Genomic DNA, 25,855 nt, shown 5'->3' on the forward strand with positions numbered 1-25,855 from the left:
TTATGTATAATAAGTAAGCACTGGAGAATTGGCCGAGTGGCTTAAGGCACCATCTTGGAAAGGTGGCGAAGTGAAAGCTTCCGTGAGTTCGAATCTCATGTTCTCCGCCAAATTTAAATGAATCTACTTAATGAGTAGAAATAAAAAAAAGAAAGACCCCTATCACATGGGTCTTTTTGTTTGTTTCGAGGGTTAAAATTGTTGGTAAATAAAGGCCTTAAATGAACTTGTAATGACAAAGATAATTCCGAGTATAAATAATCCTACGATTAGAATCATACTTGCTATCTGTTGCCATTTTATTTCACTCTCGCTCCATCGCGTAAAGAATGTTGAAACGATTGGCGTGCAAAATAAAATTGCAAGGACCCAATCGAGTGGGCGTGATAGGACATACGTTAGAATTTGTTTAACGCCGATTTGATTCATATCCCAGATGAACATTTTCGAGATAAAATCGAATGCTTGTTCAAGCGAGGAGGCACGAAAGAAGACCCAACCAATATTAATTAAGAGTAAGGTAACAAGATGCTGGATAACACGTGGTGTTTTCTTTAGCGTATCACCCCATACATTGCGTTCTAAGATGATAATTAAGAAGTTGAAGCATCCCCAAATAATAAAGTTAAGGGAAGACCCGTGCCAAAAACCGGTAATGAGCCAAACTATTAACATATTCAAATAAGTGCGTGTTGGTCCTTTGCGATTGCCGCCAAGTGGAATATAAATATAGTCTTTGAACCATCGTGTAAGGGTGATATGCCATCGTTTCCAAAAATCACTAAATGAGGTTGCGAGGTAGGGGAAATTAAAGTTCTCAGGAAGGTTAATTCCCAACATTTCACCAATTCCCAATGCCATGTCAGTATAGCCTGAAAAGTCGAGATATAATTGAAGCATAAAAGCAATGGAACCAAGCCATGCTGTTCCTGTAAAGAAAGCAGTTGTATAGAGGCCTTCATAAACTTTTGAGGCGATTAATCCAAAATTAGCAGCTAAATAAGCTTTCTTAAATAAACCGATTGTGAAGCGGGTAAAACCATTATAGAGCATGTCACTGGATACAGCATGATCATCGATCTTAGTTTCATCATATCTTAAAATCGGACCGGAAGTTATAGTCATAAATAACATAAAGAAAGCACTAAATTTGAGTAAATCTGTTTCAGGCTTACGGTTTCGATAAGTGACATCAGCCAGATATGCAATCCCTTGGAATGTATAGAAAGAGATTCCAAGAGGAGCCATGATTCCTTCTAAAAATGTAAGATTTGTTGTTGCGATAAAAAGTGGTTTATACTTAAAGAAAACCAAGACAAGGATATTTACACTAATAGTGGTGATAAATAGAACCTTATTAGGATTTTTATGTAAGATTGATGCTGCATAAAAATACGTTAGCATCGATATGATAATAATCAACAACGGAACAAGTCCGAGATAACTGATAAAAATTAAATTGAGGATTGCGAGCAGTGAAGTTTTGTATTTTCCGTGCGTAGCAAGGTTTATAAGAACTGCAAGCGGAAGAAATATAAATAAAAATGTATAACTTGTGAGGGGCATGGTATCTCCTACTCCTTTTCAACTAAATTGAGCTGTGTATTTCGAACAAAGACAACTGCATCAAACTTATTTTTTTCAATGTATTCGAACACATTACCTTTATAAGACCGTAAATCCAGAGAATGAACTTCATTGAAATCATAAATGGCAAGGTATTCGAGTGCATTGGTGAATGAGTCTCCGATAAAGAGTATTTTAGGTAAATGATCACGCTTTGTCTGGATAATCGTATTCGCCTTATCGCCATTCATAAAATTACTATAAAGTGAGATGTTTTCATCTTCGATCATAACGGGTTCATCGGATGGCGAACCGTTTTCATAGCGTCGATACTCTGGTAGGGATTGATCGAGCGGTTTATAATAGTAAAAGACCTCGCCTTGTGAATAACTTGTATCGGCCATTGTCCGAGAATTGTTGCCAATAAAAGGACTGTGGTAGTCAATGCGTTCATACTGATTGAGTGGTCTTGCTTGAATGCGTGTGTCGCTTAAGGTAGCAATAAGTTCTTGATAGATTAATAACGATGCATCGGCGGTATAATGATTGTCGGTTTTGTAATACGGCTCAAGCAAATTGTTTTCAGAAAAAACATTGGAGCCAGATATGGACCGAATATGTTCCGCTTCGGCACGTGTACGAAGTGCGTGATTGTAGTTTAATTTATGGACAGTATTTGTTGCAAAATAATTAGGGAAGAGGTCATGGTGATAATCGAACTTTTGTGGGATATCAATAAAAATAAATCGACCATCCTGATGTTCTGTGGCATCCTTCATGCTTTGTAGATTCGATAAGGGTTTTTCAAAAGATGCTTCTAACGAATTTAAAGTTTGTTCTTGATAATCTTCAAATTCCAAAAGATAACCAGATTTGCTGATAAAATGATTCTTTCGAATTGACTTCAACAAATATTTATCAATTTTGGAACTTGATTTCAAAATGTGATCCCGAAACACAAGTTGATCAAGTGAATATGTTTCGAGATTGTCGAAGAATGTTCCATCGATTATGGTTGGAATATCGGCAGTTGGAAACTGGGCAAGATTTCGATATTCTAACGCTGAACGAGATCGATCGGGACTTAATATTGAGATAACTGAAATCATCAACATCAAACCTAAACTAATCACTACAATATATTTTTTCAAGACAGTGATACCTCCTTGTATCAAAAATGGGGATTAACGGTCTCTCAATTATATACCAATTCAATAAAAATTAGTATTAATGCGGTCTCATCGGAAATAATTTGTATTTAAGAATTTTATTAGATTCGAAAATAAGGTATAATAGTGTTGTTTAATATATAAAGTTTGATTGTTTTCGTCGATGTTGCTTAATAAATATATGATGATACAATTAAGGAGGAAAATATGCTTAATTTTACAGTTGGGCCGGTCATGATGCGTCAAGACATAATGGATGTTGGTGCTGAGCCTGTTCCATACTTTAGAACACCTGAATTTTCAGATGTTATGTTGGAAAATGAATCAATCGTTAAGGAAATTTGCGGTGCTCGAGATGAAGACAAAGTAGTGGTCTTAACGGGATCGGGTACAGCTGCTATGGATGCAGCAATTGTGAATTGCGCAAAGGAAAACGATAAGTTTTTAATTGTTAATGGCGGCTCTTTTGGAGCTCGTTTTTGTGAAATATGTTCTGTTTATGATGTCAATTTTGAATCCATTGATTTAGATTTTGGTCAAAGTTTGACATCATCTGATTTAGAACGTTATGAGAATGCTGGATTTACAGGATTTCTGGTGAATTTAGATGAAACATCTTCAGGTGTTTTATATGATATCGATTTAATTTCGGCGTTTTGTAAACGTAATAATCTATTCTTGATTGTGGATGCAATCAGTGCGTTTTTAGCGGATGAAATTATGATGGAGAAGTCCAATATTGATATTCTCATTACCGGGTCTCAAAAGGCTTTAGCATTGCCTCCAGGACTTTCAATTCTTGTGTTGTCTGAAGATGCTCAACGACGTGTCGATGAGAACAAACGTCCATGCTATTACTTAGATTTAAAGAGTGCACTATCAAATGCGAAACGGGGCCAAACACCGTTTACACCGGCTGTTGGTATTGTTTTACAACTGAATCTAAGACTTAAACAAGTTAAGCAAGATGGCATTGAACAAACAATTGGAAATACAAGAGCACTCGCAATGTCATTTCGATCAAAAATTGAAGATTACGGTTTCAAGTGTGTCACCAATTCTAGTTCGAATGCAGTAACGGCGCTTTTTGTTCCAGAAGGTAAATCAGCAAAAGAAATTTTTACGGTTCTAAAGGATGAATATGAAATCTGGGTAACACCGAGTGGTGGTGTTTATGCAGATTCTGTTTTAAGGGTTTCGCACATTGGTGAAATCACTCAAGAAAATATGGAGACATTATATAATGCGCTCGATTCACTTAAAGAAAGAGGTATAATCTAATGAAATTAGTATTATTAGCAGCAGGAAGAGGAACTCGTATTAGCCGTTATTTAGAAGGAAGACCTAAATGTACTGTTGATATCGGGGGACAACCACTTATCGAATACACAATTGAATTATTCAATAAAAATGGCATCAACGATATTGCAATCGTATTAGGATATGAAGGTCAATACATTCGTGAAGCACTTAAAGGTAAAGATGTTAAGTTTTACTATAATCCATTCTATGACGTAACAAACAGTGTTGCTTCAATTTGGTTTGCGAAAGATTTCTTTGAACCAGAAGAAGATGTATTAATCATGAATGCGGATGTATTCTTGGAACAAAAAACTCTTGATATTATCTTAGCTGAGAAAAAATCACCGGTATTGTTCTCGGATGATACTCGTAAAGAAGAAAGTGATTACAAATTCTACTATGAAAATGATATCCTCATCAAACATGGTAAGGAATTAACAGGGGATGATATTACTGGGGAGTATGTTGGGATTGCGAAATTATCTTCAGACTTCTTACCTGAATTCTTACAACGTTTAGAAATCTTAATTGATTCGCAACAACATGGATTATGGTGGGAAAATATTTTATATTCCATGATTGAAGAACAACCAATTCATGTGAAAAATGTTGCGCCAAATTTCTGGGGTGAAGTTGATTATATTGAAGACTATGAGCGAATCATGGCTTTTATTAAAAAATAACAAAAATAATAGTTTGGGAGAGAGAATCGAAAGATTCTTTTTCTTTGATTCGATTTTACAACCGACACATAACCTTGTTAGCATATGTCGAATATGCTATAATTGACCTGTTTGTAAAATATAAAAAAGCAGTGTTTATTAAGCAATAAACATTCTGTTAAGATAATGAGGATGAAAAATATGATAAACAACAACTCCGATGCTCGTGAAAATATAGAATTAATGGAAAAGTATCAAGAGTTTAAGAAAAAACACCCATACGTTTATTTAAAACGATTTTTTGATCTTATCTTAACACTATTGTTTTCACCAATTATTATTATAATTGTTGTGATTTTCGCAATTATTGTTAAGGTGGATTCTAAGGGGCCAGCTTTCTATACACAGCAACGTGTAGGGCAAGCTGGTAAGGAATTCAAAATCTATAAATTACGTTCGATGCGTGTTGATGCAGAGGTCAATACCGGGGCTGTGTGGGCCGAAAAGAATGATCCACGCATTACGAAAGTAGGGCGTTTTATTCGCAAGGTTCGTATCGACGAATTACCACAATTCTTAAATGTTTTAATTGGAGAGATGAGTATAATTGGTCCTCGTCCAGAGCGTAAAGATTTAACGGATCAATTTGAAGCGGAAATACCTGGATTTAAAGAAAGACTCCTTGTTAAGCCGGGAATTACAGGTTGGGCTCAAGTTAATGGAGGCTATGACATTACACCTGCTGAAAAACTTGTGTTTGATCGTGAGTATCTTGATGCGTTTTCGTTTAAACAAGATGTCGTGATTATTTTTAAAACAATTCGTGTGGTTCTTACAGGCAGTGGCGCACGTTAAAGCACTCGCAAGAGTGCTTTTTTAATTATTTGGTGGATTCGTGGTAAAATTAAGATTAATTAATATATGATTATTGGATAGAACGGTTTTAATGGATTGGAATCGTTTATAATAGGAGTGCCGAGGAGGGTTGTAGTGATGAAAAGTAAAAAAATGCTCGCGTTGTTATTGTCGCTGGTAATTCTTGTAACATCTGTTACGTATAATACGTTTGCTTTTGATGAACGATTAAATACAGATGTCACCCAAGAAGTTGATGTAAATCAAAAAATGGAATTTGAAAAGGAGTCTGAGACTACGGAAGGTGAGGCATCATCAGAAGTTGAAGAACAAGAACGCCCAGAAGTTCAAGAAATAAAACCGGAAGTTTCTTCGAAAATTCCTGTTCAATCATTGAGCTCTGTTGATAAACTTTGTGTTCAAAATGGTTGGATTCAAAAAGGGTCTGCTTGGTATTACTGTGAAAATGGAAATCCAATTAAAAATTGGAAAGAAATTGGCGGTTTCTGGTATTTCTTTAAACCAGATGGAGTGATGAAGTCGGAAGTTTGGCACCAAAGTGGGAACGAATGGTATTATTTTAGTAAAAGTGGAAGTGCAGTCAAAGATGATTGGGCTCAAATTGGTGGATATTGGTATTTATTTGATGCGAAGTCAGTCATGCTTAAAGATCAGTGGACGCAGTCCGGAGGTCATTCTTATTACCTTGATTCAGAGGGACGTGCAGTGAAATCGCAATGGAAACAGGTGGGGGATTCTGCCTATTATTTTGATGCATCCAGCCACCTCATTCGTGAAACCAGTGCATCACATACGTATTCAGTGAAAAAAATACAAGATGACGGCAGTATCGCACCCGGAAAACCAAGTTTTGTAAGCAATAGTCTGACTGAGGCGATTGGAAAAATGAACCAAATGGGAAGTGGCTATGTTGTTACGTCAAAGGATGGGTTAAGCCATTTAGGGATTGTCGCAATGAGTTCTGGATATGCGCATTCACTTCCAGATCGAAAAGGTCTAATTAAAGATCTTGCAAGTAGTGAGACGCTTAAAATTTATGATAATCGTAATCTTTCAGGATCTGCAATGACATATATATCAAGTAATTACAAAATGCAATATAAAGGAACTGAGTTGACAGATTCAGGGAAACCCGTAATTCGTGTTAATATTCAAGGTGCTGAAGGGTATGTTGATTTTAATAAAGTTGACTTAATTCCAATGTATTATGTTGATAAAAAGATTCCTATTTATTTAGGTGGGAATCTTAATGATGATGGGTACCGTAAAGTAGTTTCTCCAGACTACTATTGGGTGAAAAATGGTGAAATGTCACTGTACTTCTCTCAAACGTACGCAAACAGTGGTGAACAGGGGATAACTTATGCCCAAGCACCATCATGGCTTCCTGAATCGGGGAACCCTTATTACTCAGAAGATGGAGTACACTTTTTTAGTGACAAAGAACTGAATCGACCAATGATGGATGGCAATCAACCTGGGGAATTTTATGCATATTATCAATGGCTCCCCGTTCGAAGTTTTTCAAATATAGGGGCCGACGATTTAAATGCTCGTCTTCGTTATTTGGATAAAACTGATTCAATAATGTATGGAAATGAACAAGCATTTATTGAAAGTGGTCATCTCTATGGAATGAATCCACTGCTTTTATTCGCACAGGCTGCGCATGAATCTGCATATGGTACATCGTGGCTTGCGAAAAATAAGTTTAATTTATTTGGATGGAATGCTGTTGATTCTGATCCAAGTCAAGCATTGGCCTATACAGGTGTTTATAATAGCATTAATTATCATATGTCAAAGCAATTAAGTTCTTACTTTGATGTTGGGGAGTGGCGCAATGCGGGACTTAGTTTTGGAAATAAAGGATCGGGAATCACAGTAAGGTATGCATCAGATCCCTTCTACGGTATCAAAGTAGCGGGTATTGCGTATACCACAGATCGAGCTGCTGGCTTTAAAGATCATAATGGTTATGATTTAGCGCGGATTAAAAATCAAACAAGCACGTCCGTATATAAAGGCTCAAACACTCATTCGGGGGTCTATTATGCGACGAACTCGGGTCTAAATGATCAAGTAGTTATCAATCTTGGTGAGGCATCGGGTTATATGAAGACTTATCTCTCAATGCCTGTTGTGAATGGTTCGGTATCTGTAAAGGCGATGCCTGTTGATTTACCTGCAAATCTGGGTTATATTGCTAATAATGCGGTAAATAAACTTAAAGCGAATGGTGTCAAAAAGGCGAGTGCCCCAAATTTACGTGTGACTGTTGCGGACGCGTCCAAGAAATATACAGTTAAACAAGATCTTAACATGCGCAGTGGTTGGGGGACATCAAACCGGATCTTAGCTACAATTCCGGCAAAAACGATTGTTCAAGCATATCCGACTACAAATGGTTGGGCTAAACTTGTTTACAATAATCATATTGGTTATGTTTCTCAAGATTATCTAACGACTGAATCAATTCCAACCGCTCCTAAAAAGGGTTGGATTAAAGAAGCTTCAAAATGGTATTATTATGAAAACAATAAACCGGTAAAAGGGTGGCGTGAAATAGGTGGTAGTTTTTACCTCTTTAATAATAGCACTGGAGTGATGTATGCAAACACCTGGACTAAGGATGCATCAGGCCGTTGGAGTTATCTCAATGCGGATGGGAAGGCATTAAGAAATGAATGGTTTAAATCTGCAGGGAAATGGTATTATGCAGCTAATGACGGCAAAATGCTTCGATCAGGTCTTCACCTCATAAAAGGTTCGTGGTATGAATTTGGTTCAGATGCTGATATGAAACTCAATAAATGGGCTAAAAATTCAAAAGGAAAATGGCATTATCTCAATTCAAGTGGTGCTGCTGTAAAAAATGCATGGGTTAAAGTGAGTGGAAAATGGTACTATGCTGATGCAAACAGTGAAATGGTCACGGGATGGAAAAAAATCAATGGAAGTTGGTACGTCTTTGATTCCAGTACAGCAATGCTTGCGAATCAATGGTATAAAAATGCAAGTGGGTCATGGTCTTATGTTTCAGGATCAGGGGCTGCGTTAACAAGCCAATGGACAAAGTCAGGGGGTAAATGGTACTACTTCTTAAGTCATGGCGGAACTGCTCGCGGCATTCATCGCATTGGTGGTTCGAGTTATGCATTTGGTACAGATTCTGTAATGTATGCGAATCAATGGGTTAAACTGAATCAAAAATGGTATTATGCCACAGGTTCGGGTGCACTTCAAAAGGGTTGGATTAAATTGGGCGGTTCTTGGTATTATTTAAATCCAAGTGATTGCGTAATGATATCAAATACAACAATGACCATAAATGGAACGCGTTATCGCTTTGATCGTTCAGGTCGCATGCTCTAGTATAAAAAAACCATAATCGCTGTATGTGATTATGGTTTTTTTATAGAATTTTTTAAGATATTATTGCGTTAATGCGATAAACATTTCAATTCGGTCAGCTGCAACTTGTAAACTAGATTTCCAGAATTCAACATCTGTAACGTCGATATCGGCTTGTGCTGCGACATCTTCACATGATGATGTTGTTGTTGCTTTAAGGAGATTGCGGTATGCAGGGACAAATGCATCCCCTTCTTTTTCAAATTTAGCATAAAGCCCAAGAGCAAACAAGCCACCAAATGCATAAGGGAAGTTATAATAACTTAAACCACCACTGTAGTAATGACCTTTACATGCCCACATATATGGATGATATGTACTTGCGTCTAAACCATCTCCATACGATTGACGTTGTGCTTCAATCATGATTTCTTTTAAATCTTTAGGAAATAAGAATTCAGATTTACGACGTTCGAAGACCTCGGATTCAAACTTAAAGCGGGATAAAATATCAACAATAATTTGCGTTAAATCTTGAAGTGAGTTTTCAATTAATACGAGTTTTTCTTCGTCGCTTGACACTTTTAAGGCAGCGTTGAAAACGATATTTTCACAGAATGTTGAAGCAGTTTCTGCGACCGGCATCGAGTAACTTGTATTGAGAATAGGCAAGTCTTCAATCATCATGCCATGGTATGCATGCCCTAATTCGTGAGCAATCGTTACGATATCAGAAATAGAACCATCAAAGTTTGTAAGGACATAACTCTGTTTTATTTGAGATTGATTACTGCAGAAGGCACCGCTGCGTTTTCCTTCACGCGGTAAGAAATCAATCCATGCATCTTCATAAGCTGTTTTTGCCATGTTTGCAAGATCATCGGAAAATTCCGCAAAACTAGTAAGAATCATTTCCTTAGAATCTTCGACTGTATAAGTCTTAGGGTTTGTGGTTTCAAAAGGTGCGAAGAGATCATACCAAGGCAAGCCATTCTCATAATTCATAAGGTGCGCTTTATGTTTAAGATACTTTCTAAAGACTGGAAGGTACGCTTCGATTGCTTCCATCAATGCATCGAGGGTGGCCATGCTCATCCGTGAATCGAAAAGTGTTTTATCCAATGCGGATTCGTAACCTCGTAAATCAGAAATAGTATTCACGGTTCCTTTAATGCTATTAAGTGCAAAGGCAATCGAATCATCCATTTTTTCATACAATTCAAGTTCTTTATAATAGGCATCCTTACGAATCTTTGGATCATGTGAGTATGCGAGATTTCGAATTGAAGCCATAGTGTGCTTTTCACCATTAAACTCAATTGTCGTCATTGATGTTAAATGTCCAAACAATTGATTCCATGCACTGGCACCATTAATATTCAACTTAGCAATTACCTCTTCAACATCTGGGGATAAGTTGTGTTTGCTGAGGTCAATCATTTCTTGCAAGATAAATTCGTGTTCTTTAACTAAGTCACTTGCTTTAACCCATTGTGGGAAAACGTCTTTTGAATCAGCCATAAATTGACTAAATAACGCATAAGCGCGTGATGTTTCACTTAGAATATTCTGAAGTTGCCCCATGTAACGATTGCTTTCATTATCGCTTGCATTTGCTGATATTTGCAAACTGGCGAAACTCACTAATGAGTTAGCGAGGGTGTTGAGTTCTGAGTCAAGCGTTAAAAATGACTCGAGATCTTCACAATCTTTTAAATTGGGTGCGAGGTCGTTCATTGACTTAATAATTTTTTTGAGCTTTTCTACATCTGCAGTGTAGGTTGCATCATAGCCCTTGTATAGAGCATCTAAATTCCATGTATACATAGTGATATGGTTCTCCTTTAAAATATACCAAAATTATACCACAATAATGTAAAGGTGTTACATATTTATGAAAATACAGGTTAAATTATCAGAAAAATATTGAAACCATTTTCATATTATGTTAAAGTTTCTTTACAGAAAGGTTGGTGTCCTATGACCAACGCAAATCATAAACAAAACAGCACTTTCTTTAACTTTAGGTAAAGGTTAATATCGCTACACGATATTAACCCTTTAGTCTTGGTTAGTAGAATGTAGCTGAATACCTTTAAAAAGCTGCATTCGCAGCTTTTTTTGTTTGAAGGAGGAAAAGATGAAAAAATCGATGATTATCTGTATGCTTTTAGTTTTATTAAGTGGGTGTGTGAATGCAAATCCAGAAAAATTATATACGATTGGTGTTTTACAGTTTGCGGATCATCCTTCCTTGGATGCGACGTATGAAGGGATGAAAGAAGCCCTTGATAAGACGATTGGGTCGGAGCATTATCGTATTATCTATCAAAATGCACAGGGTGAAAATAGCAATAATGAATTAATGGCTCATGGGTTTGTATCGCAACACGTTGATTTGATATATGCCATTGGAACAAACTCGGCCCAAAGTGCGAAAAATGCGACAGAAGGTACAAGTATTCCGGTTGTATTTAATGCCGTTACCGATCCGGTTGCGGCAGGCTTGGTCGATTCTATGGATTATCCAGGATCATCAGTCACAGGGGTTAGTGATCAAGCACCTATTAAAGAACAATTAGCGTTGATAAAGATGCTTTTACCTCGAGCGAAACGGATGGGAATTGTTTACAACATGGGTGAAATTAATTCCATAACGCAAGTTGAGGTGATTTCCTCGTTAGAGAAAGAACTCGAAGTGGTTGCGGTTGGAATAACAAACATGCAGGAATTACCGATTGCAACTCAACAATTAGCCGAAAAAGTCGATGTTATATTTAATATAACGGATAATATGGTTGTGGCTTCAACTGCGAACATTGTAGATATTGCGTCAAAATACGACGTACCTGTATTTGCATCAGAAGATGGACAAATCAACGAAGGTATTCTAGCTACTGAATCCTTGAGTTACGATAACCTTGGCGAGCATGCAGCAGAATTAATATATCAAATTCTTGTGGAGAAAAGCGATCTCAATAAGTTGCCGGTTTTAACGTCAAACAAGACAAAATTATTTATAAATAAACAGGTCGCTAGTCAGTTTGGAATAGAAATTCCATCTGACCTTGAAAATCGAAATGAGCTAAAATGAAACAATATTCATCATTCTGTAAGAAATGAATAAAAATGAAAAAACTACTTGCATCTCAAAAATATCAGTGTTATGGTTGTTAAGAAAGGTTGGGTATTCCAATGAACAATATAAGTAAAATAAATCAAGCCCAACAATGGAGCTACTATTATTATTTTAGTTAATCAGTTAATATGCCGTGTGGATATTAACTGTTTTGTGTTACTAAAATCTACAGGCTCCCATTAATCTCATACCATTTTAACAAAGCCGTGTAGATTTATGTACATGGCTTTTTTGTTGGATAATGGAGGAGAAAATATGAAAAAAGTATTAATGATCATAATAAGTGCAGTGCTGCTTACGGGATGTATGAGTGGTGAACAAAATGAAATTAGAATTGGTGTGATACAGTGGGCGGAACATCCGGCACTTTCGGATTCTTTGGATGGATTTAAGATGGGGTTGGATGCTACTGGGTTAACAGAGAAAGTTTCTTTAGAAGTGAAAAATGCGAATGAAGATGTTGGGACGGCTAACCTTATCGCAAATCAATTTGTACGAGATGCTGTTGATTTAATTTTTGTAATTGCAACTCCAGCTGCTCAAGCCGCTATGAATGCGGTAGACGGCACCGATATCCCTGTGATTTTTAGCGCGGTATCGGATGCGAAACAGGCAGGATTGGTGGATGATCTCGCTCACCCAAGTGGAAACTTAACGGGCGTCAGTGACTTACCCCCATTGGATACACAAGTAGCGTTGATTCAAGAAATAATGCCAAATGCCAAAAATATTGGGATATTATACAATACGAGCGAAATTAATAGTAGAAACCAAATTGATGAGGTGCGAAACATTGCCGCTAAATTAGGTATGAAGGTCAATGAAAAAGGTGTAAGTCAAGCGAATGAAATCGCAATTGCTGCACAACAATTAGTTCAAGAAACCGATGTGATTTATATCGTCAATGACAATATGATTGCTTCGGCTACTGGATTAGTTGTTGACACTGCTAATAGTGTAAACAAACCAGTCTTTATGGCTGAGGTTGGGCAGTTTGATCAAGGTGTTTTAGCTTCAGAATCTGTAAGTTATAAACATCTTGGTGAAAAAGCAGGGGCGATGGCTTATGAAATTTTGGTAAATAACGTGACCATTGCATCACTCCCTGTTTATGTTTCTGAGGAAACGCAGTTGTATGTTAGTGAGGCTGTAGCATCAAAATTGGGTATTCAGATACCTGATTCGATACGTGAAAGGGCGGTAAATCAATAATGGGTGTTCTAAATTCAACCTTTATTTCTGATATTTTAATTCAAGGATTTCTATATGGTATTTTGTCCATGGGAGTTCTTATTTCTTATAAAATTTTGGATATCCCGGACTTATCGGTGGACGGAACGTATCCATTAGGTGCAGCGGTGAGTGCAATCTTGATTCTTAATGGACTGAATCCATGGATGGCTCTTTTAATATCAACCATAGCGGGTGCAACGGCCGGAATTGTTACTGGTTTATTCCATGTTAAATTCGGAATTTCCTCACTACTCAGTGGTATATTAGTGATGACGGGACTTTATTCTATAAATCTTGTAGTTGCTGGAGGGAAACCCAATATTCCCCTTTTTAAATTTGAAACCATCTTCTCAACTCAATGGTTGGAAAAACTCGGTGCACCTCCGTTTTTAATTAATAATTTCCAATTAATTGTAATGGTTATTCTCGTTTTAGGCATCAAAGTAATTATTGATCAACTTCTCACGACTAAAACAGGTTACTTACTTAAAGTAACGGGAGATAATGAGCAACTTGTGACCACATTGGGCCACAATGTTGGACTTGTGAAAATTTTTGGCTTGGCATTGGCAAACGCAATCGTCGCTTTCAGTGGTGGTTTGGCAGTTTCGGTGAATAAATATTTTGATATTTCATTAGGGACAGGTATGGTGGTTTTAGGGCTTTCGTCCGTTATCTTAGGTACGACAATCTTGGGGCGAACAAAATTGAAATCGACCACCATGGTTATCTTTGGTGCGATTGTATACCGCTTGATTGTAGCACTTGCAATTCGAATGGGAATTGATGCTCAGTTTATGAAACTCATCACTGTTGTGATCTTTATTAGTGCAATAATGTTGAATAAAATTAGGCTTCCAAAATGGAAAAACGCAAAGGAGAAACACGATGTTACAACTCAATAAAATAACAAAAACATTCAACCAAAGTACCCCAATGGAAACAACGCTTTATCATAATTTAAATTTAAGTGTTGAGAAGGGGGAGTTTATCACGATAATTGGTTCGAATGGAAGTGGTAAATCTACATTATTAAACTTAATTTGTGGCCAAATTAATCCTGATAAAGGCACCTTAACATTTGGAAATCGTGACCTTTTAAAAATGAAAAATCATCAGCGCTTTAAGACCATTTCTCGGGTTTACCAAGATCCGATGGCTGGAACGTCACCTTCGCTCACAGTTTTAGAAAATCTATCGCTTGCCTCGAATAAAGGAAAACTTATGAGTTTAACGAAAGCAATCAATCATAAACATGAAGCAGAGTTTGTCAATTTATTGAGTTCATTGAATCTCGGACTTGAAGATAAGCTTCATGTGAAAGTGGGTCAACTTTCAGGTGGACAGCGACAAGCACTGTCCTTGCTGATGGCATTGATGAATAATCCAGATCTTTTATTACTTGACGAGCACACCGCTGCTTTAGATCCGAAAAGTTCAGAGTCGATTATAAAACTTACGCAAAATATGGTTGCTGAACGAAACATTACGACAATCATGGTGACGCATAATTTACAGCACGCACTTGATTATGGATCGCGTTTATTGATGTTTCACAATGGAAATATAATTCGTGATATCGCTCATCCCGAAAAGGAGCACCTCACAAAAAAAGATTTGTTAGAAATGTTTGCGTCTTATGACGATGCTTATATTGAAACACTTTAAGGCAGAAATGCCTTTTTTAACTTATAGTTCATTAATCACCGGGTTGACTATATATAAGGAAGAAAAAATCTATGATTCGTGATGTAAAAGACCGAATTAAAATAAAACAAAATAAAGTGAAAATAGTGTTGACGGTGGATAAAGAGGGTGGTATTATATACAAGCGCTAAGGGAAACCGAGTGCAGAAAATGGTCTTTGAAAACTAAACAGGAAACGTCAATTTCAAAAAGAAATACGGATAAATAAATAAACAAAACTCGTCAGAGTTAAAAAGAGAAAGAATCAAATGGAGAGTTTGATCCTGGCTCAGGATGAACGCTGGCGGCGTGCCTAATACATGCAAGTCGAACGAAGTGAAGAGGAGCTTGCTCCTTGGAACTTAGTGGCGAACGGGTGAGTAATACATAAGCAACCTGCCTCGATGCCTGGGATAACAGAGGGAAACTTCTGCTAATACCGGATACGTTAATCTAAGACATCTTAGATTAATTAAAGATGGGATACATCACAACGAGATGGGCTTATGGCGCATTAGTTAGTTGGTAAGGTAACGGCTTACCAAGACGATGATGCGTAGCCGACCTGAGAGGGTGACCGGCCACACTGGGACTGAGACACGGCCCAGACTCCTACGGGAGGCAGCAGTAGGGAATTTTCGGCAATGGGGGAAACCCTGACCGAGCAACGCCGCGTGAGTGAAGACGGCCTTCGGGTTGTAAAGCTCTGTTGTAAGGGAAGAACGATAGGAAGAGGGAATGCTTCTTATATGACGGTACCTTACCAGAAAGCCACGGCTAACTACGTGCCAGCAGCCGCGGTAATACGTAGGTGGCAAGCGTTATCCGGAATTATTGGGCGTAAAGGGAGCGCAGGCGGTTTATCAAGTTTATGGTTAAAGTTCGGGGCTTAACCCCGTGATGCCATAGAAACTGGTAGACTAGAGTGCAGGAGAGGTTAGTGGAATTCCATGTGTAGCGGTAAAATGCGTAGATATATGGAGGAACACCAGTGGCGAAGGCGGCTAACTGGCCTGTAACTGACGCTGAGGCTCGAAAGCGTGGGGAGCAAATAGGATTAGATACCCTAGTAGTCCACGCCGTAAACGATGGATACTAAGTGTTGGAGAAATTCAGTGCTGTAGTTAACGCAATAAGTATCCCGCCTGGGGAGTATGCGCGCAAGCGTAAAACTCAAAGGAATTGACGGGGGCCCGCACAAGCGGTGGAGTATGTGGTTTAATTCGAAGCAACGCGAAGAACCTTACCAGGTCTTGACATACCGCGCAAAAGCACAGAGATGTGTAATAGTTATGGCGGATACAGGTGGTGCATGGTTGTCGTCAGCTCGTGTCGTGAGATGTTGGGTTAAGTCCCGCAACGAGCGCAACCCTTGTCTTTAGTTACCAGCATTAAGTTGGGGACTCTAAAGAGACTGCCGGTGATAAACCGGAGGAAGGTGGGGATGACGTCAAATCATCATGCCCCTTATGATCTGGGCTACACACGTACTACAATGGCGTATACAGAGGGCAGCGAAGCAGCGATGCGGAGCGAATCTCAGAAAGTACGTCTCAGTTCGGATTGGAGTCTGCAACTCGACTCCATGAAGTCGGAATCGCTAGTAATCGCGGATCAGAATGCCGCGGTGAATACGTTCTCGGGCCTTGTACACACCGCCCGTCAAACCATGAGAGTTGGTAATACCCGAAGCCGGTGGCCTAACCTAGTTTACTAGGAGGGAGCCGTCGAAGGTAGGATCGATGATTGGGGTTAAGTCGTAACAAGGTATCCCTACCGGAAGGTGGGGATGGATCACCTCCTTTCTAAGGAGTAATTAGAAAGACGTGAAGTTGACACCTAAAGTTTCCTGTTTAGTTTTGAGAGTCCGTTGGAATCTCAAGAAAAATGATCTTTGAAAACTGAATAACAGAAAAGAAAAAGAGATAGACAAAGAAATAAATGTTATCAACATGATCTTTTCGAATAGTTGTATAAAACTAGATTTACATCAAGTTAAACAAAAACAGTAACTTAAGCAATTAAGTAAGCAATCAAAGCAAACACACAGCTTATCAAGCGATAAGCGTAAAAAAACCTGATTTTAAGAATTAGGGCGCGAAATTACATGTGATTAAATATGTAAGGGCGTACGGTGGATGCCTAGGCACTAAGAGCTGATGAAGGACGCGACTAACAGCGAAATGCCTCGGGGAGTGGTACGTACACAACGATCCGGGGGTATCCGAATGGGGAAACCCAATACTGGTTATGCAGTATTACACATAAATGAATACATAGTTTATGATGAGGCAACCTTGCGAACTGAAACATCTTAGTAGCAAGAGGAAAAGAAAACAAAAGTGATTCCCTGAGTAGTGGCGAGCGAAACGGGAAAAGCCCAAACCATCTTCGTGATGGGGTAGTAGGACCACAACGTGGGATATCGAAGCTAGTCGAATGGCATTGAAAGGCCAGTCAAAGAAGGTGCAAACCCTGTAGACGAAAGCGTAAGATACTCTAGTGGTATCCTGAGTACGGCGAGGCACGTGAAACCTTGTCGGAATCAACCGGGACCACCCGGTAAGGCTAAATACTCCTTAGTGACCGATAGTGAACCAGTACCGTGAGGGAAAGGTGAAAAGAACCGCGGAAGCGGAGTGAAATAGATCCTGAAACCGTATGCTTACAAGAAGTCAGAGCCCGTTAATGGGTGATGGCGTGCCTTTTGTAGAATGAACCGGCGAGTTACTCATAATGTGCGAGGTTAAGTTGAAGAGACGGAGCCGAAGCGAAAGCGAGTCTTAATAGGGCGATATAGTACATTGTGGTAGACCCGAAACTGAGTGATCTAGCCATGACCAGGTTGAAGTTTGGGTGAAACCAAATGGAGGACCGAACCGACCATCGTTGAAAAGCTGGCGGATGAGTTGTGGCTAGCGGAGAAATTCCAATCGAACTCAGATATAGCTGGTTCTCCCCGAAATAGCTTTAGGGCTAGCGTCAATGTAAGGCCACTGGAGGTAGAGCACTGAATGTATGATGGCCCCATCTCGGGGTACTGAATATAATCAAACTCCGAATGCCAGTGGATAGTAGTTGGCAGTCAGACTATGGGTGATAAGGTCCGTAGTCGAAAGGGAAACAGCCCAGACCATCAGTTAAGGTCCCAAAATTTATGCTAAGTGGAAAAGGATGTGGGGATGCACAGACAACTAGGAGGTTGGCTCAGAAGCAGCCATCCTTTAAAGAGTGCGTAACAGCTCACTAGTCGAGTGACCCTGCGCCGAAAATGTACCGGGGCTAAGTATGATACCGAAACTATGGATTTATTGTTTCAATAAATGGTAGGGGAGCGTTCTATACTGCGTTGAAGCTGTACCGTAAGGAGCAGTGGAGTGTATAGAAGTGAGAATGCCGGTGTGAGTAGCGAGATGTCAGTGAGAATCTGACACACCGATTGCCTAAGGTTTCCAGGGGAAGGCTCGTCCTCCCTGGGTAAGTCGGGACCTAAGATGAGGCTGAAAAGCGTAGTCGATGGACAACAGGTTGATATTCCTGTACCCGATACATAAGTGAAGGAATGACAGAGAAGGCTAGGTTAAGCCAGCGACTGGAAGTGCTGGTTTAAGCGAAGGAGCTGTATGGTAGGCAAATCCGCCATGCAAAGCAAAGGCGTTATGAGGAGTGAACCCGTGAGGAAGTAGCGAAGTAACTGATGCCAGCTCTCAAGAAAAGTTTCTAGCGTTAATTATGTATTGGCCCGTACCAAAACCGACACAGGTAGGCAAGGAGAGAATCCTAAGGTGAGCGAGAGAACTGTTGCCAAGGAACTCGGCAAAATGACCCCGTAACTTCGGGAGAAGGGGTGCTCGTAAGAGCCGCAGTGAAGAGGCCCAAGCGACTGTTTAACTAAAACACAGCTCTCTGCAAAGTCGCAAGACGAAGTATAGGGGGTGACACCTGCCCGGTGCTGGAAGGTTAAGGGAATATGTTAGAATTCGTTCGAAGCATTGAACTGAAGCCCCAGTGAACGGCGGCCGTAACTATAACGGTCCTAAGGTAGCGAAATTCCTTGTCGGGTAAGTTCCGACCCGCACGAAAGGTGTAACGATTTGGGCGCTGTCTCGGCAGCAGACTCGGTGAAATCTTAGTACCGGTAAAGATGCCGGTTACCCGCAACTAGACGGAAAGACCCCATGGAGCTTTACTGTAGCTTGATATTGAACTTTGAGCCTACATGTACAGGATAGGTGGGAGACTATGAAGCATGTACGCTAGTATATGTGGAGTCGCCATTGGGATACCACTCTTGTATGTTTGAAGTTCTAACCGCGTACCGTGATCCGGTACCGGGAGAGTGTCAGGTGGGCAGTTTGACTGGGGCGGTCGCCTCCTAAAGAGTAACGGAGGCGCCCAAAGGTACCCTCAGATTGGTTGGAAATCAATCGACGAGCGTAAAGGCAGAAGGGTGCTTGACTGCGAGACCTACAAGTCGAGCAGGGACGAAAGTCGGGCTTAGTGATCCGGCGGTTCCGCGTGGAAGGGCCGTCGCTTAACGGATAAAAGCTACCCTGGGGATAACAGGCTAATCTCGCCCAAGAGTTCACATCGACGGCGAGGTTTGGCACCTCGATGTCGGCTCATCGCATCCTGGAGCTGAATTAGGTTCCAAGGGTTGGGCTGTCCGCCCATTAAAGCGGTACGCGAGCTGGGTTCAGAACGTCGTGAGACAGTTCGGTCCCTATCTGTTGTGGGCGTAGGAAATTTGAGGAGCGCTGTCCCTAGTACGAGAGGACCGGGATGGACATACCGCTGGTGTACCAGTTGTTCTGCCAAGGGCATCGCTGGGTAGCTAAGTATGGACTGGATAAGCGCTGAAAGCATCTAAGCACGAAGCCAACTCCAAGATGAGATTTCCCATACGTAAGTAGTAAGACCCCTGAGAGACGATCAGGTTGATAGGTCAGAGGTGGAAGCATAGTGATATGTGGAGCTGACTGATACTAATAGGTCGAGGTTTTAATCACAAAAGATACAACGATTCGAAAAAGATCAAATTTCTGTTATTCAGTTTTGAGAGTTCATCTCTCTAAAGCACTAAGATCTGGTGGTTTTAGCGAAGTGGTCACACCTGTTCCCATCTCGAACACAGAAGTTAAGCACTTTAGCGGCGACAATATCTAGCCAAGCGCTAGTGAAGATAGTTCATCGCCAGGTAATTTGACACTCTATTTAGAGTGTCTTTTTTTTATGCGTAAAAAAACAGAATTATGTGACGGTTTATATTTTTTTCACATGTTTATTTAATATTGTTAATGGTTTTTAACACAAATACGTGTATTGACTGTTATAATAATGAAGTAACAACTGTACGTAAAATTCGTGGGTGTTCACGAAATAAATAATATCGAATATATTAAAATTACGTAATATTGTGTTTATAGGAGGAAGATGAATGATTGAAGTCAAGGACTTACGGAAAGTGTTTGATAATGGTTTTGAAGCATTAAAACAAGTTACATTCTCAATTGAGAAAGGTGATTTGGTTTGCTTACTTGGACCAAGTGGTTGTGGTAAAACAACAATTCTTAATTTAATTGCTGGATTGCTCGATCCTACCGACGGTACAATTCACAATGAAGGGATCTCAATGGTTGATAAGCATCCGAAAGATCGTGATATTGGTTTTGTATTTCAAAACTATGCACTCTACCCACATATGACAGTATTAGAAAATGTCATGTTCCCACTACGTGTTGGAGATAAAAAAATGCCTAAAGAAGAAGCTGAAAAAATTGCTCGTAAATACATGGCATTAACAGATATTGAAGAATTAGCAAATAAAAAGCCAGGGACTATGTCCGGTGGACAACAACAACGTGTAGCGATTACACGTGCTTTAGTTCAGAATCCTTCAATATTACTACTTGATGAACCACTAAGTAACCTCGACGCACGTTTGCGCTTGAAAATCCGTGAAGAAATTCGTCGCCTTGTTAAAGAAATTAACATTACGACAATTTTTGTTACGCATGATCAAGAAGAAGCGTTATCCATTAGTGATAAAATCGTTCTGATGAATGAGGGTGTGATTCAACAATATGATGACCCACAAAATCTTTATTTAGAACCTAATAATTTATTTGTTGCTCAATTTATTGGTAACCCTGTCATAAACATTCTTCCTATTGAAGTAAAAAATGGCATGATTGTTGGTGAGAATTTTGAATTTAGTCAAAGTACCCTCGTCCAAGATCGTATTAAAGAAACCATCATTGATGGATCTTATCTTTTAGGTGTTCGTCCTGAAGATATTATTTTTGGAGAACAAGGGATTTTTAATACAGAAATTGAAACTGTGGAACTCATTGGTCGAGAAGGTATCCTTAATTTCAAAATCGGATCTAAGAATGCTAAAGGTATTGTAAGTATTGAAGCTCTCATTGAACCAGAGACAATCGTTAATTGTGAGTTTAATTACCCACGTATCTTTATGTTTAAAGAATCTGGCGAGAGGGTCTACTAATGAAAAAGTTTAAGTATAGCGCTGAAAATCAAAGACAAGCATGGTTGTTTCTTTTGCCTGCTTTGGTAATTATTGCTTTATTTAATATTTATCCATTAATTCGTGCATTAATTATGTCGTTTCAATCCGGGACTTTAACGAATCTTAAACCGGCAGGAATTAGTAATTATCAATTTGTGCTACAAGATCCAAAGTTCCATATTGCGATGCGAAATACAGCTGTTTATGCCTTTCTTGTGGTGCCAATTTGTTTAATCATTTCAATGTTTATTGCACTTCTTATTTTTGAAAAAATTAAAAATAAGAGCTTCTTTGAAACGATTTTCTTTATTCCTTATCTAACAAGTGTTATTGCGATTGGGGTTGTATTCCGCTATCTCTTTAACGGTTCCTATGGATTTATAAACTTTCTACTTAGTTTTATAAATGTTGGACCGATCAACTTCTTAGATGATATTATGATGAGCTTACCCACCCTTGTCATTTTTGGAATTTGGAATGGTTTGGCGTTTAATATCATTATTTTACTATCAGGTCTTCGAAATATTGATCGCGAGTACTACAAGGTTGCAGATATGTTTGGTGCAACGGAACTTCAAAAATTATTCCGAATTACTTTACCACAGCTTATTCCAACGTTAACGTTCTTGTTAACGGTCAACCTAATTAATGCCTTTAAAGTTTATACTCAAGTCTTTGCGATCTTTAATGGTAAGGCAGGAATCGCCAACAGTGCCACGACTGCCGTATTCTATATATTCACTACCTTCCATGTCGATAATCGATATGGTCCGGCAATGGCCGCAACAATACTTCTGTTTGTGTTTATCCTCGTATTAACACTTATTCAGAATAAAGTGTTGAAGAAGATAGAGGAGAGATAGTTGTGAACGAAAAATCTGAATTTTCACCAAATTTAAAAATAGTACTAACAAAAATATTTAAAATTCTTGCGACAATTTTTATTGTCTTTATGGCAATTATTACCTTATTTCCATTTGTCTACATGATTCTTGCAAGTTTGATGACTTATCAAGAGGCGACAAGTATTCCGCCGACGCTAATTCCATCAGCCCCACAGTTCCACAACTTTGTGGAAGTATTTCAAACGGCACCGTTTGTTCGGTATTTCTTTAATACAGTGGTAGTTGCAGGGATTAGTACCCTTGGAATTTTAATTACCTCGACGCTTGCAGCCTTTGCGCTCGTTAAGTTAGAGTTTAAACATAAGGGTCTAATTATCTTAGTGATGGTATCACTATTAATGGTACCGTATGAGTCAACAGTCTTTACAAATTACCAAACGATTGCACGTCTTGGTTTATTAAATACGTATACTGCATTGATTGTTCCATCACTTGCCAGTGTATTCTATATATTCTATTTAAAAGGATATCTAACAAGTATTCCAATTTCATACTATAAAGCGGCTAAAATTGATGGATGTACAGATTTAGAATTTATTCGAAAAATTATGATACCTTTATCCAAACCTGCGCTTGTAACAATTGGTATTCTTAGTTTTATTTCGCATTGGAACTCATTCTTGTGGCCATTGTTGGTTACAAATGATTCAAGCATGCGTCTATTGAACAATGGTTTAAGTGCATTTGCGACTGAGAGTGGAACGGATGTTCATCTTCAAATGGCAGCTGCAACATTAACGATTATTCCGGTACTTATTATTTACTTTATCTTTAGAAATCAAATTATTAAAGGAGTGTCGAAGAGTGGACTTAAAGGATAGAAAAACAAAAATTACATTTCATAGCGGTGTCCTGACAATTGGTGGTACTGTTATTGAAATTGCATATGAAGATTCACATATTTTCTTTGACTTTGGTACAGAATTCAAACCAGAGTTGAATCTTAAAAATGAATCATTGCAACAATTGATTGAACATCGTTTAGTGCCCCATTTAGAGAATATTTATGATCCCGAATTAGGATATACGTATCCATTTGAAAAAGGGCCTGACTATGCCCATACGGCTGTCTTTTTAAGTCATTGTCATTTAGATCATACGCGTATGGTTAACTATTTGGATCCGAACATTCCAATGTATGCACTTAAAGAAACCAAAGTTTTATTAAACAGTTTAAATGCACAAAATGACTTTATTCTACCAAAAGCGAACCCTTCAGATTCATTTACACGCGATATTATCGGGTGTGATAATCATGATGTTATCGAAGTGGGAAGCATTAAAGTAGAATTAAGTCGTGTTGATCATGATGCTTATGGTGCCTGTGGTCTTTTAATCACAACCCCAGATATGCATATTGCTTACACAGGTGATCTTCGTCTCCATGGTTTTGATGTGGAAGATTCACTTCACTATTGTGAACAAGCAAAAAATACAGATATGCTCATTATTGAGGGTGTATCAATTAGTTTCCCTCAAGAAGACCGCGCAACGGGTCGTATTGAGACCGAAGCAGATTTACTTAAGAAAATCGTGAATATTGTAAACAGCAACCCAAATAAACAAGTGACTTTTAATTGCTATCCGGCGAATGTAAAACGATTAGCTGAGATTGTAAAACAAAGTCCACGTGAAGTGGTGCTTGAAGCATCCTTTGCAAATATCTTGAAAGAGTGTTTAAATATGGAGTGTAAGTATTACAATGCAAATGACAACAGCTTTAACCTTGATAAGAATCTAGAGGTCGATTACAACACTCTACTTCAAGATGAGGGAGATTATCTATGGCAGGTTGTTGATCATCACGAAAACCTTAAAGGAGGTGGTGTCTATATCCATAGCGACGCTTCGCCGCTAGGAGAATTTGATCCAGCATATTTACCATTTATTCAGTTGTTGGAGGATTGCAATATTGAATTTAATCGTATAGCGTGTTCTGGACATGCTTACCCTGAAGATTTAGATCGTATTGTGAGCTTAATTCAACCGAAGTTATTAGTTCCTATTCATTCCTTAAGACCAGATTTACTTGAGAATAAATATGGAATGCGTCATTTACCAACCCGTGGGGAAACTATCTAAAGGAGACACATAAAACAAATATGGGAAATATTAAAAAGATTTTAGTAGCATTACTTGCTTTACTTGTTCTTGTAGGATGTTCAAATAAAGGTGATGATACAGCATCTGCTGATATCGTTACAGAACTAACAGAAGAAACAGAAATCCGTTTCTGGCATGCAATGAATGGTAAACAAGAAGAAGCATTAACAAAACTTACTGAAGATTTTATGGCAGCAAATCCAAAGGTTAAAGTTGTATTACAAAACCAATCAAGTTATCCGGATTTACGTCAAAAATTATCTGCTACACTTGTAAGTCCTAAAGACTTACCAACCATGACACAAGCATACCCAGCATGGATGTTTAATGCGTCAGTAGATAAACTCGTTACAGACTTAACACCGTATATCGAAAACGATACAATCGGAATGAAAGACTATAGTGATATTGTTGAAGGATTCCGTGAAGGTGGTAAAATCGAAGGTGTAACGTATGGTATGCCATTTAACAAATCAACAGAGGTTCTTTACTACAATAAAACACTTCTTGATGAATTAGGTCTTAAAGCACCTACAACTCTTGAAGAATTAAAAGAAGTAAGTAAAACTGTTTATGAAAAGAAAAATATTGTGGGAGCAGGTTTTGACTCACTCAATAACTACTATGCTACAGGATTAATCAATAAAGGCGTCGAATTCAATAAGGATATGGATCCTACAAGTAAAGAAAGTCTTGAAGTTGCATCATTCTACCAAGAAGGTGTAAAAGATGGTTACCTACGTGTCGCAGGAACTGACAAATACTTATCAGGACCATTTGGTAATGGTCAACTTGCAATGAACGTTGGAAGTACAGCAGGAGAATCACACGTACTTAAAGGTGTAGACGGTCGTTTCGAAATTGGCGTTGTGAAACGTCCTGAAAAAATCAGCTTACAACAAGGTACTGACTTATACATGTTCTCATCCGCTACACCAAAACAAAAAACTGCTGCATTTGAGTACATGAAATTCTTAGTATCTGCCGATTCACAATTATACTGGGCTAAATCAACAGGTTATATTCCAGTACGTACAAGTGTTATCGAAAGCAAAGAATACTTAGAAAGTGGTTCAATGATTGCGCCATTAATTCAAGAAATCACAAAAGATGTGTTTACAATTCCAGTATCCGCTAACTCAGATGCTGCTTATACAGAAGCAACTGTGAAGATGGAAGAATTACTTTCTGACACATCAAAAACACCAGAATCTGTTATGGAGTCATACAAAACTTCTTTACAATCAATCTGGCAATAATTAAATCGAAAGTGGATTATAAATCCACTTTTTTTCGCTTTCTTGAATATACGACCAAAATTGTCGTATACT

16 protein-coding genes, 1 tRNA gene and 3 rRNA genes are annotated in these 25,855 nt (G+C 38.6%); 17 read left to right on the forward strand and 3 right to left on the reverse strand.

What is annotated here, in order from left to right; translation table 11 throughout:
• Nucleotides 1-22: 22 nt before the first annotated feature.
• Nucleotides 23-110: transfer RNA gene (locus AAG186_RS02090), tRNA-Ser, on the forward strand.
• Nucleotides 111-192: 82 nt separating this feature from the next.
• On the opposite strand, the gene AAG186_RS02095 is transcribed toward AAG186_RS02090, so the two are convergent.
• Together AAG186_RS02095 and AAG186_RS02100 are read right to left on the reverse strand one after the other, a co-directional pair.
• Nucleotides 193-1,566 (reverse strand): MBOAT family O-acyltransferase, encoded by a 1,374-nt coding sequence (locus tag AAG186_RS02095; protein ID WP_342621899.1) that lies wholly within the window; start codon nucleotides 1,564-1,566, stop codon nucleotides 193-195.
• 8 nt (nucleotides 1,567-1,574) lie between these two features.
• Nucleotides 1,575-2,717, reverse strand: coding sequence for a DHHW family protein (locus tag AAG186_RS02100; RefSeq protein WP_342621900.1), 1,143 nt, complete (start codon nucleotides 2,715-2,717; stop codon nucleotides 1,575-1,577).
• Nucleotides 2,718-2,942: 225 nt separating this feature from the next.
• Here AAG186_RS02100 and AAG186_RS02105 point away from each other — a divergent pair, with 225 nt between their 5' ends.
• The 4 genes from AAG186_RS02105 (at nucleotide 2,943) to AAG186_RS02120 (ending at nucleotide 8,950) form a co-directional block, all read left to right on the forward strand.
• Entirely contained in the window at nucleotides 2,943-4,016 is a 1,074-nt protein-coding gene (locus AAG186_RS02105; RefSeq protein ID WP_342621901.1) for an aminotransferase class V-fold PLP-dependent enzyme, read from the forward strand.
• Nucleotides 4,016-4,720: a phosphocholine cytidylyltransferase family protein gene (locus AAG186_RS02110; RefSeq protein WP_161637064.1), complete on the forward strand. Its 705-nt coding sequence runs from the start codon at nucleotides 4,016-4,018 to the stop codon at nucleotides 4,718-4,720. The genes AAG186_RS02105 and AAG186_RS02110 overlap by 1 nt, the downstream gene beginning before the upstream one ends.
• 180 nt (nucleotides 4,721-4,900) lie before the next feature.
• Nucleotides 4,901-5,554 carry an exopolysaccharide biosynthesis polyprenyl glycosylphosphotransferase gene (locus tag AAG186_RS02115; RefSeq protein WP_161637065.1) on the forward strand — a complete coding sequence of 218 codons (654 nt, stop codon included), beginning with the start codon at nucleotides 4,901-4,903 and terminating at the stop codon, nucleotides 5,552-5,554.
• 138 nt (nucleotides 5,555-5,692) lie between these two features.
• The gene (locus tag AAG186_RS02120; RefSeq protein ID WP_342621902.1) at nucleotides 5,693-8,950 is read left to right on the forward strand and encodes a glucosaminidase domain-containing protein; all 3,258 of its coding nucleotides are present in this window, start codon (nucleotides 5,693-5,695) and stop codon (nucleotides 8,948-8,950) included.
• Between the two features lie 60 nt (nucleotides 8,951-9,010).
• Here the strand turns inward: AAG186_RS02120 and AAG186_RS02125 are convergent, their stop codons facing one another.
• The gene (locus tag AAG186_RS02125; protein WP_342621903.1) at nucleotides 9,011-10,756 is read right to left on the reverse strand and encodes a M3 family oligoendopeptidase; all 1,746 of its coding nucleotides are present in this window, start codon (nucleotides 10,754-10,756) and stop codon (nucleotides 9,011-9,013) included.
• 313 nt (nucleotides 10,757-11,069) lie between these two features.
• Here AAG186_RS02125 and AAG186_RS02130 point away from each other — a divergent pair, with 313 nt between their 5' ends.
• The 12 genes from AAG186_RS02130 (at nucleotide 11,070) to AAG186_RS02185 (ending at nucleotide 25,783) form a co-directional block, all read left to right on the forward strand.
• Complete coding sequence (locus tag AAG186_RS02130; RefSeq protein WP_342621904.1) at nucleotides 11,070-12,023, forward strand: ABC transporter substrate-binding protein; 954 nt, start codon at nucleotides 11,070-11,072, stop codon at nucleotides 12,021-12,023.
• A gap of 300 nt (nucleotides 12,024-12,323) precedes the next feature.
• Nucleotides 12,324-13,280: an ABC transporter substrate-binding protein gene (locus AAG186_RS02135; protein WP_342621905.1), complete on the forward strand. Its 957-nt coding sequence runs from the start codon at nucleotides 12,324-12,326 to the stop codon at nucleotides 13,278-13,280.
• Nucleotides 13,280-14,206, forward strand: coding sequence for an ABC transporter permease (locus AAG186_RS02140; protein ID WP_161637070.1), 927 nt, complete (start codon nucleotides 13,280-13,282; stop codon nucleotides 14,204-14,206). Before AAG186_RS02135 ends, AAG186_RS02140 begins: the two co-directional genes overlap by 1 nt.
• Complete coding sequence (locus AAG186_RS02145) at nucleotides 14,190-14,969, forward strand: ATP-binding cassette domain-containing protein (RefSeq protein WP_342621906.1); 780 nt, start codon at nucleotides 14,190-14,192, stop codon at nucleotides 14,967-14,969. Before AAG186_RS02140 ends, AAG186_RS02145 begins: the two co-directional genes overlap by 17 nt.
• Before the next feature lie 284 nt (nucleotides 14,970-15,253).
• Nucleotides 15,254-16,792: ribosomal RNA gene (locus AAG186_RS02150) — 16S ribosomal RNA — on the forward strand.
• A 306-nt stretch (nucleotides 16,793-17,098) separates the two neighbouring features.
• Nucleotides 17,099-19,996 (forward strand): 23S ribosomal RNA (locus AAG186_RS02155).
• Between the two features lie 76 nt (nucleotides 19,997-20,072).
• A 5S ribosomal RNA gene (gene rrf / locus AAG186_RS02160) occupies nucleotides 20,073-20,186 on the forward strand.
• The 16S, 23S and 5S rRNA genes sit together here, the layout of an rRNA operon.
• Before the next feature lie 238 nt (nucleotides 20,187-20,424).
• Complete coding sequence (locus AAG186_RS02165) at nucleotides 20,425-21,495, forward strand: ABC transporter ATP-binding protein (RefSeq protein ID WP_342621907.1); 1,071 nt, start codon at nucleotides 20,425-20,427, stop codon at nucleotides 21,493-21,495.
• Nucleotides 21,495-22,379, forward strand: coding sequence for a sugar ABC transporter permease (locus AAG186_RS02170; RefSeq protein WP_161636713.1), 885 nt, complete (start codon nucleotides 21,495-21,497; stop codon nucleotides 22,377-22,379). Before AAG186_RS02165 ends, AAG186_RS02170 begins: the two co-directional genes overlap by 1 nt.
• 2 nt (nucleotides 22,380-22,381) lie before the next feature.
• Complete coding sequence (locus AAG186_RS02175; RefSeq protein ID WP_125164803.1) at nucleotides 22,382-23,242, forward strand: carbohydrate ABC transporter permease; 861 nt, start codon at nucleotides 22,382-22,384, stop codon at nucleotides 23,240-23,242.
• Nucleotides 23,226-24,503 carry an MBL fold metallo-hydrolase gene (locus AAG186_RS02180; RefSeq protein WP_161636712.1) on the forward strand — a complete coding sequence of 426 codons (1,278 nt, stop codon included), beginning with the start codon at nucleotides 23,226-23,228 and terminating at the stop codon, nucleotides 24,501-24,503. Before AAG186_RS02175 ends, AAG186_RS02180 begins: the two co-directional genes overlap by 17 nt.
• A gap of 20 nt (nucleotides 24,504-24,523) precedes the next feature.
• A complete protein-coding gene (locus AAG186_RS02185) occupies nucleotides 24,524-25,783 on the forward strand; it encodes an ABC transporter substrate-binding protein (RefSeq protein ID WP_342621908.1) in 1,260 nt (419 codons plus the stop codon).
• Nucleotides 25,784-25,855 lie beyond the last annotated feature (72 nt).

Origin of the sequence: Erysipelothrix sp. P66 (assembly GCF_038682365.1) — a bacterium.
GTDB classification, from domain to species: Bacteria; Bacillota_I; Bacilli_A; order Erysipelotrichales; family Erysipelotrichaceae; genus Erysipelothrix; species Erysipelothrix piscisicarius.

What these genes read in the sequence shown, in the direction of transcription:
- AAG186_RS02110 (WP_161637064.1), top strand. Translation starts at nt 4,016, where the DNA reads ATGAAATTAGTATTATTAGCAGCAGGAAGAGGAACTCGTATTAGCCGT.
- AAG186_RS02140 (WP_161637070.1), top strand. Translation starts at nt 13,280, where the DNA reads ATGGGTGTTCTAAATTCAACCTTTATTTCTGATATTTTAATTCAAGGA.
- AAG186_RS02170 (WP_161636713.1), top strand. Translation starts at nt 21,495, where the DNA reads ATGAAAAAGTTTAAGTATAGCGCTGAAAATCAAAGACAAGCATGGTTG.
- AAG186_RS02165 (WP_342621907.1), top strand. Translation starts at nt 20,425, where the DNA reads ATGATTGAAGTCAAGGACTTACGGAAAGTGTTTGATAATGGTTTTGAA.
- AAG186_RS02135 (WP_342621905.1), top strand. Translation starts at nt 12,324, where the DNA reads ATGAAAAAAGTATTAATGATCATAATAAGTGCAGTGCTGCTTACGGGA.
- AAG186_RS02125 (WP_342621903.1), bottom strand. Translation starts at nt 10,756, where the DNA reads ATGTATACATGGAATTTAGATGCTCTATACAAGGGCTATGATGCAACC.
- AAG186_RS02115 (WP_161637065.1), top strand. Translation starts at nt 4,901, where the DNA reads ATGATAAACAACAACTCCGATGCTCGTGAAAATATAGAATTAATGGAA.
- AAG186_RS02145 (WP_342621906.1), top strand. Translation starts at nt 14,190, where the DNA reads ATGTTACAACTCAATAAAATAACAAAAACATTCAACCAAAGTACCCCA.
- AAG186_RS02185 (WP_342621908.1), top strand. Translation starts at nt 24,524, where the DNA reads ATGGGAAATATTAAAAAGATTTTAGTAGCATTACTTGCTTTACTTGTT.
- AAG186_RS02120 (WP_342621902.1), top strand. Translation starts at nt 5,693, where the DNA reads ATGAAAAGTAAAAAAATGCTCGCGTTGTTATTGTCGCTGGTAATTCTT.
- AAG186_RS02105 (WP_342621901.1), top strand. Translation starts at nt 2,943, where the DNA reads ATGCTTAATTTTACAGTTGGGCCGGTCATGATGCGTCAAGACATAATG.
- AAG186_RS02130 (WP_342621904.1), top strand. Translation starts at nt 11,070, where the DNA reads ATGAAAAAATCGATGATTATCTGTATGCTTTTAGTTTTATTAAGTGGG.
- AAG186_RS02095 (WP_342621899.1), bottom strand. Translation starts at nt 1,566, where the DNA reads ATGCCCCTCACAAGTTATACATTTTTATTTATATTTCTTCCGCTTGCA.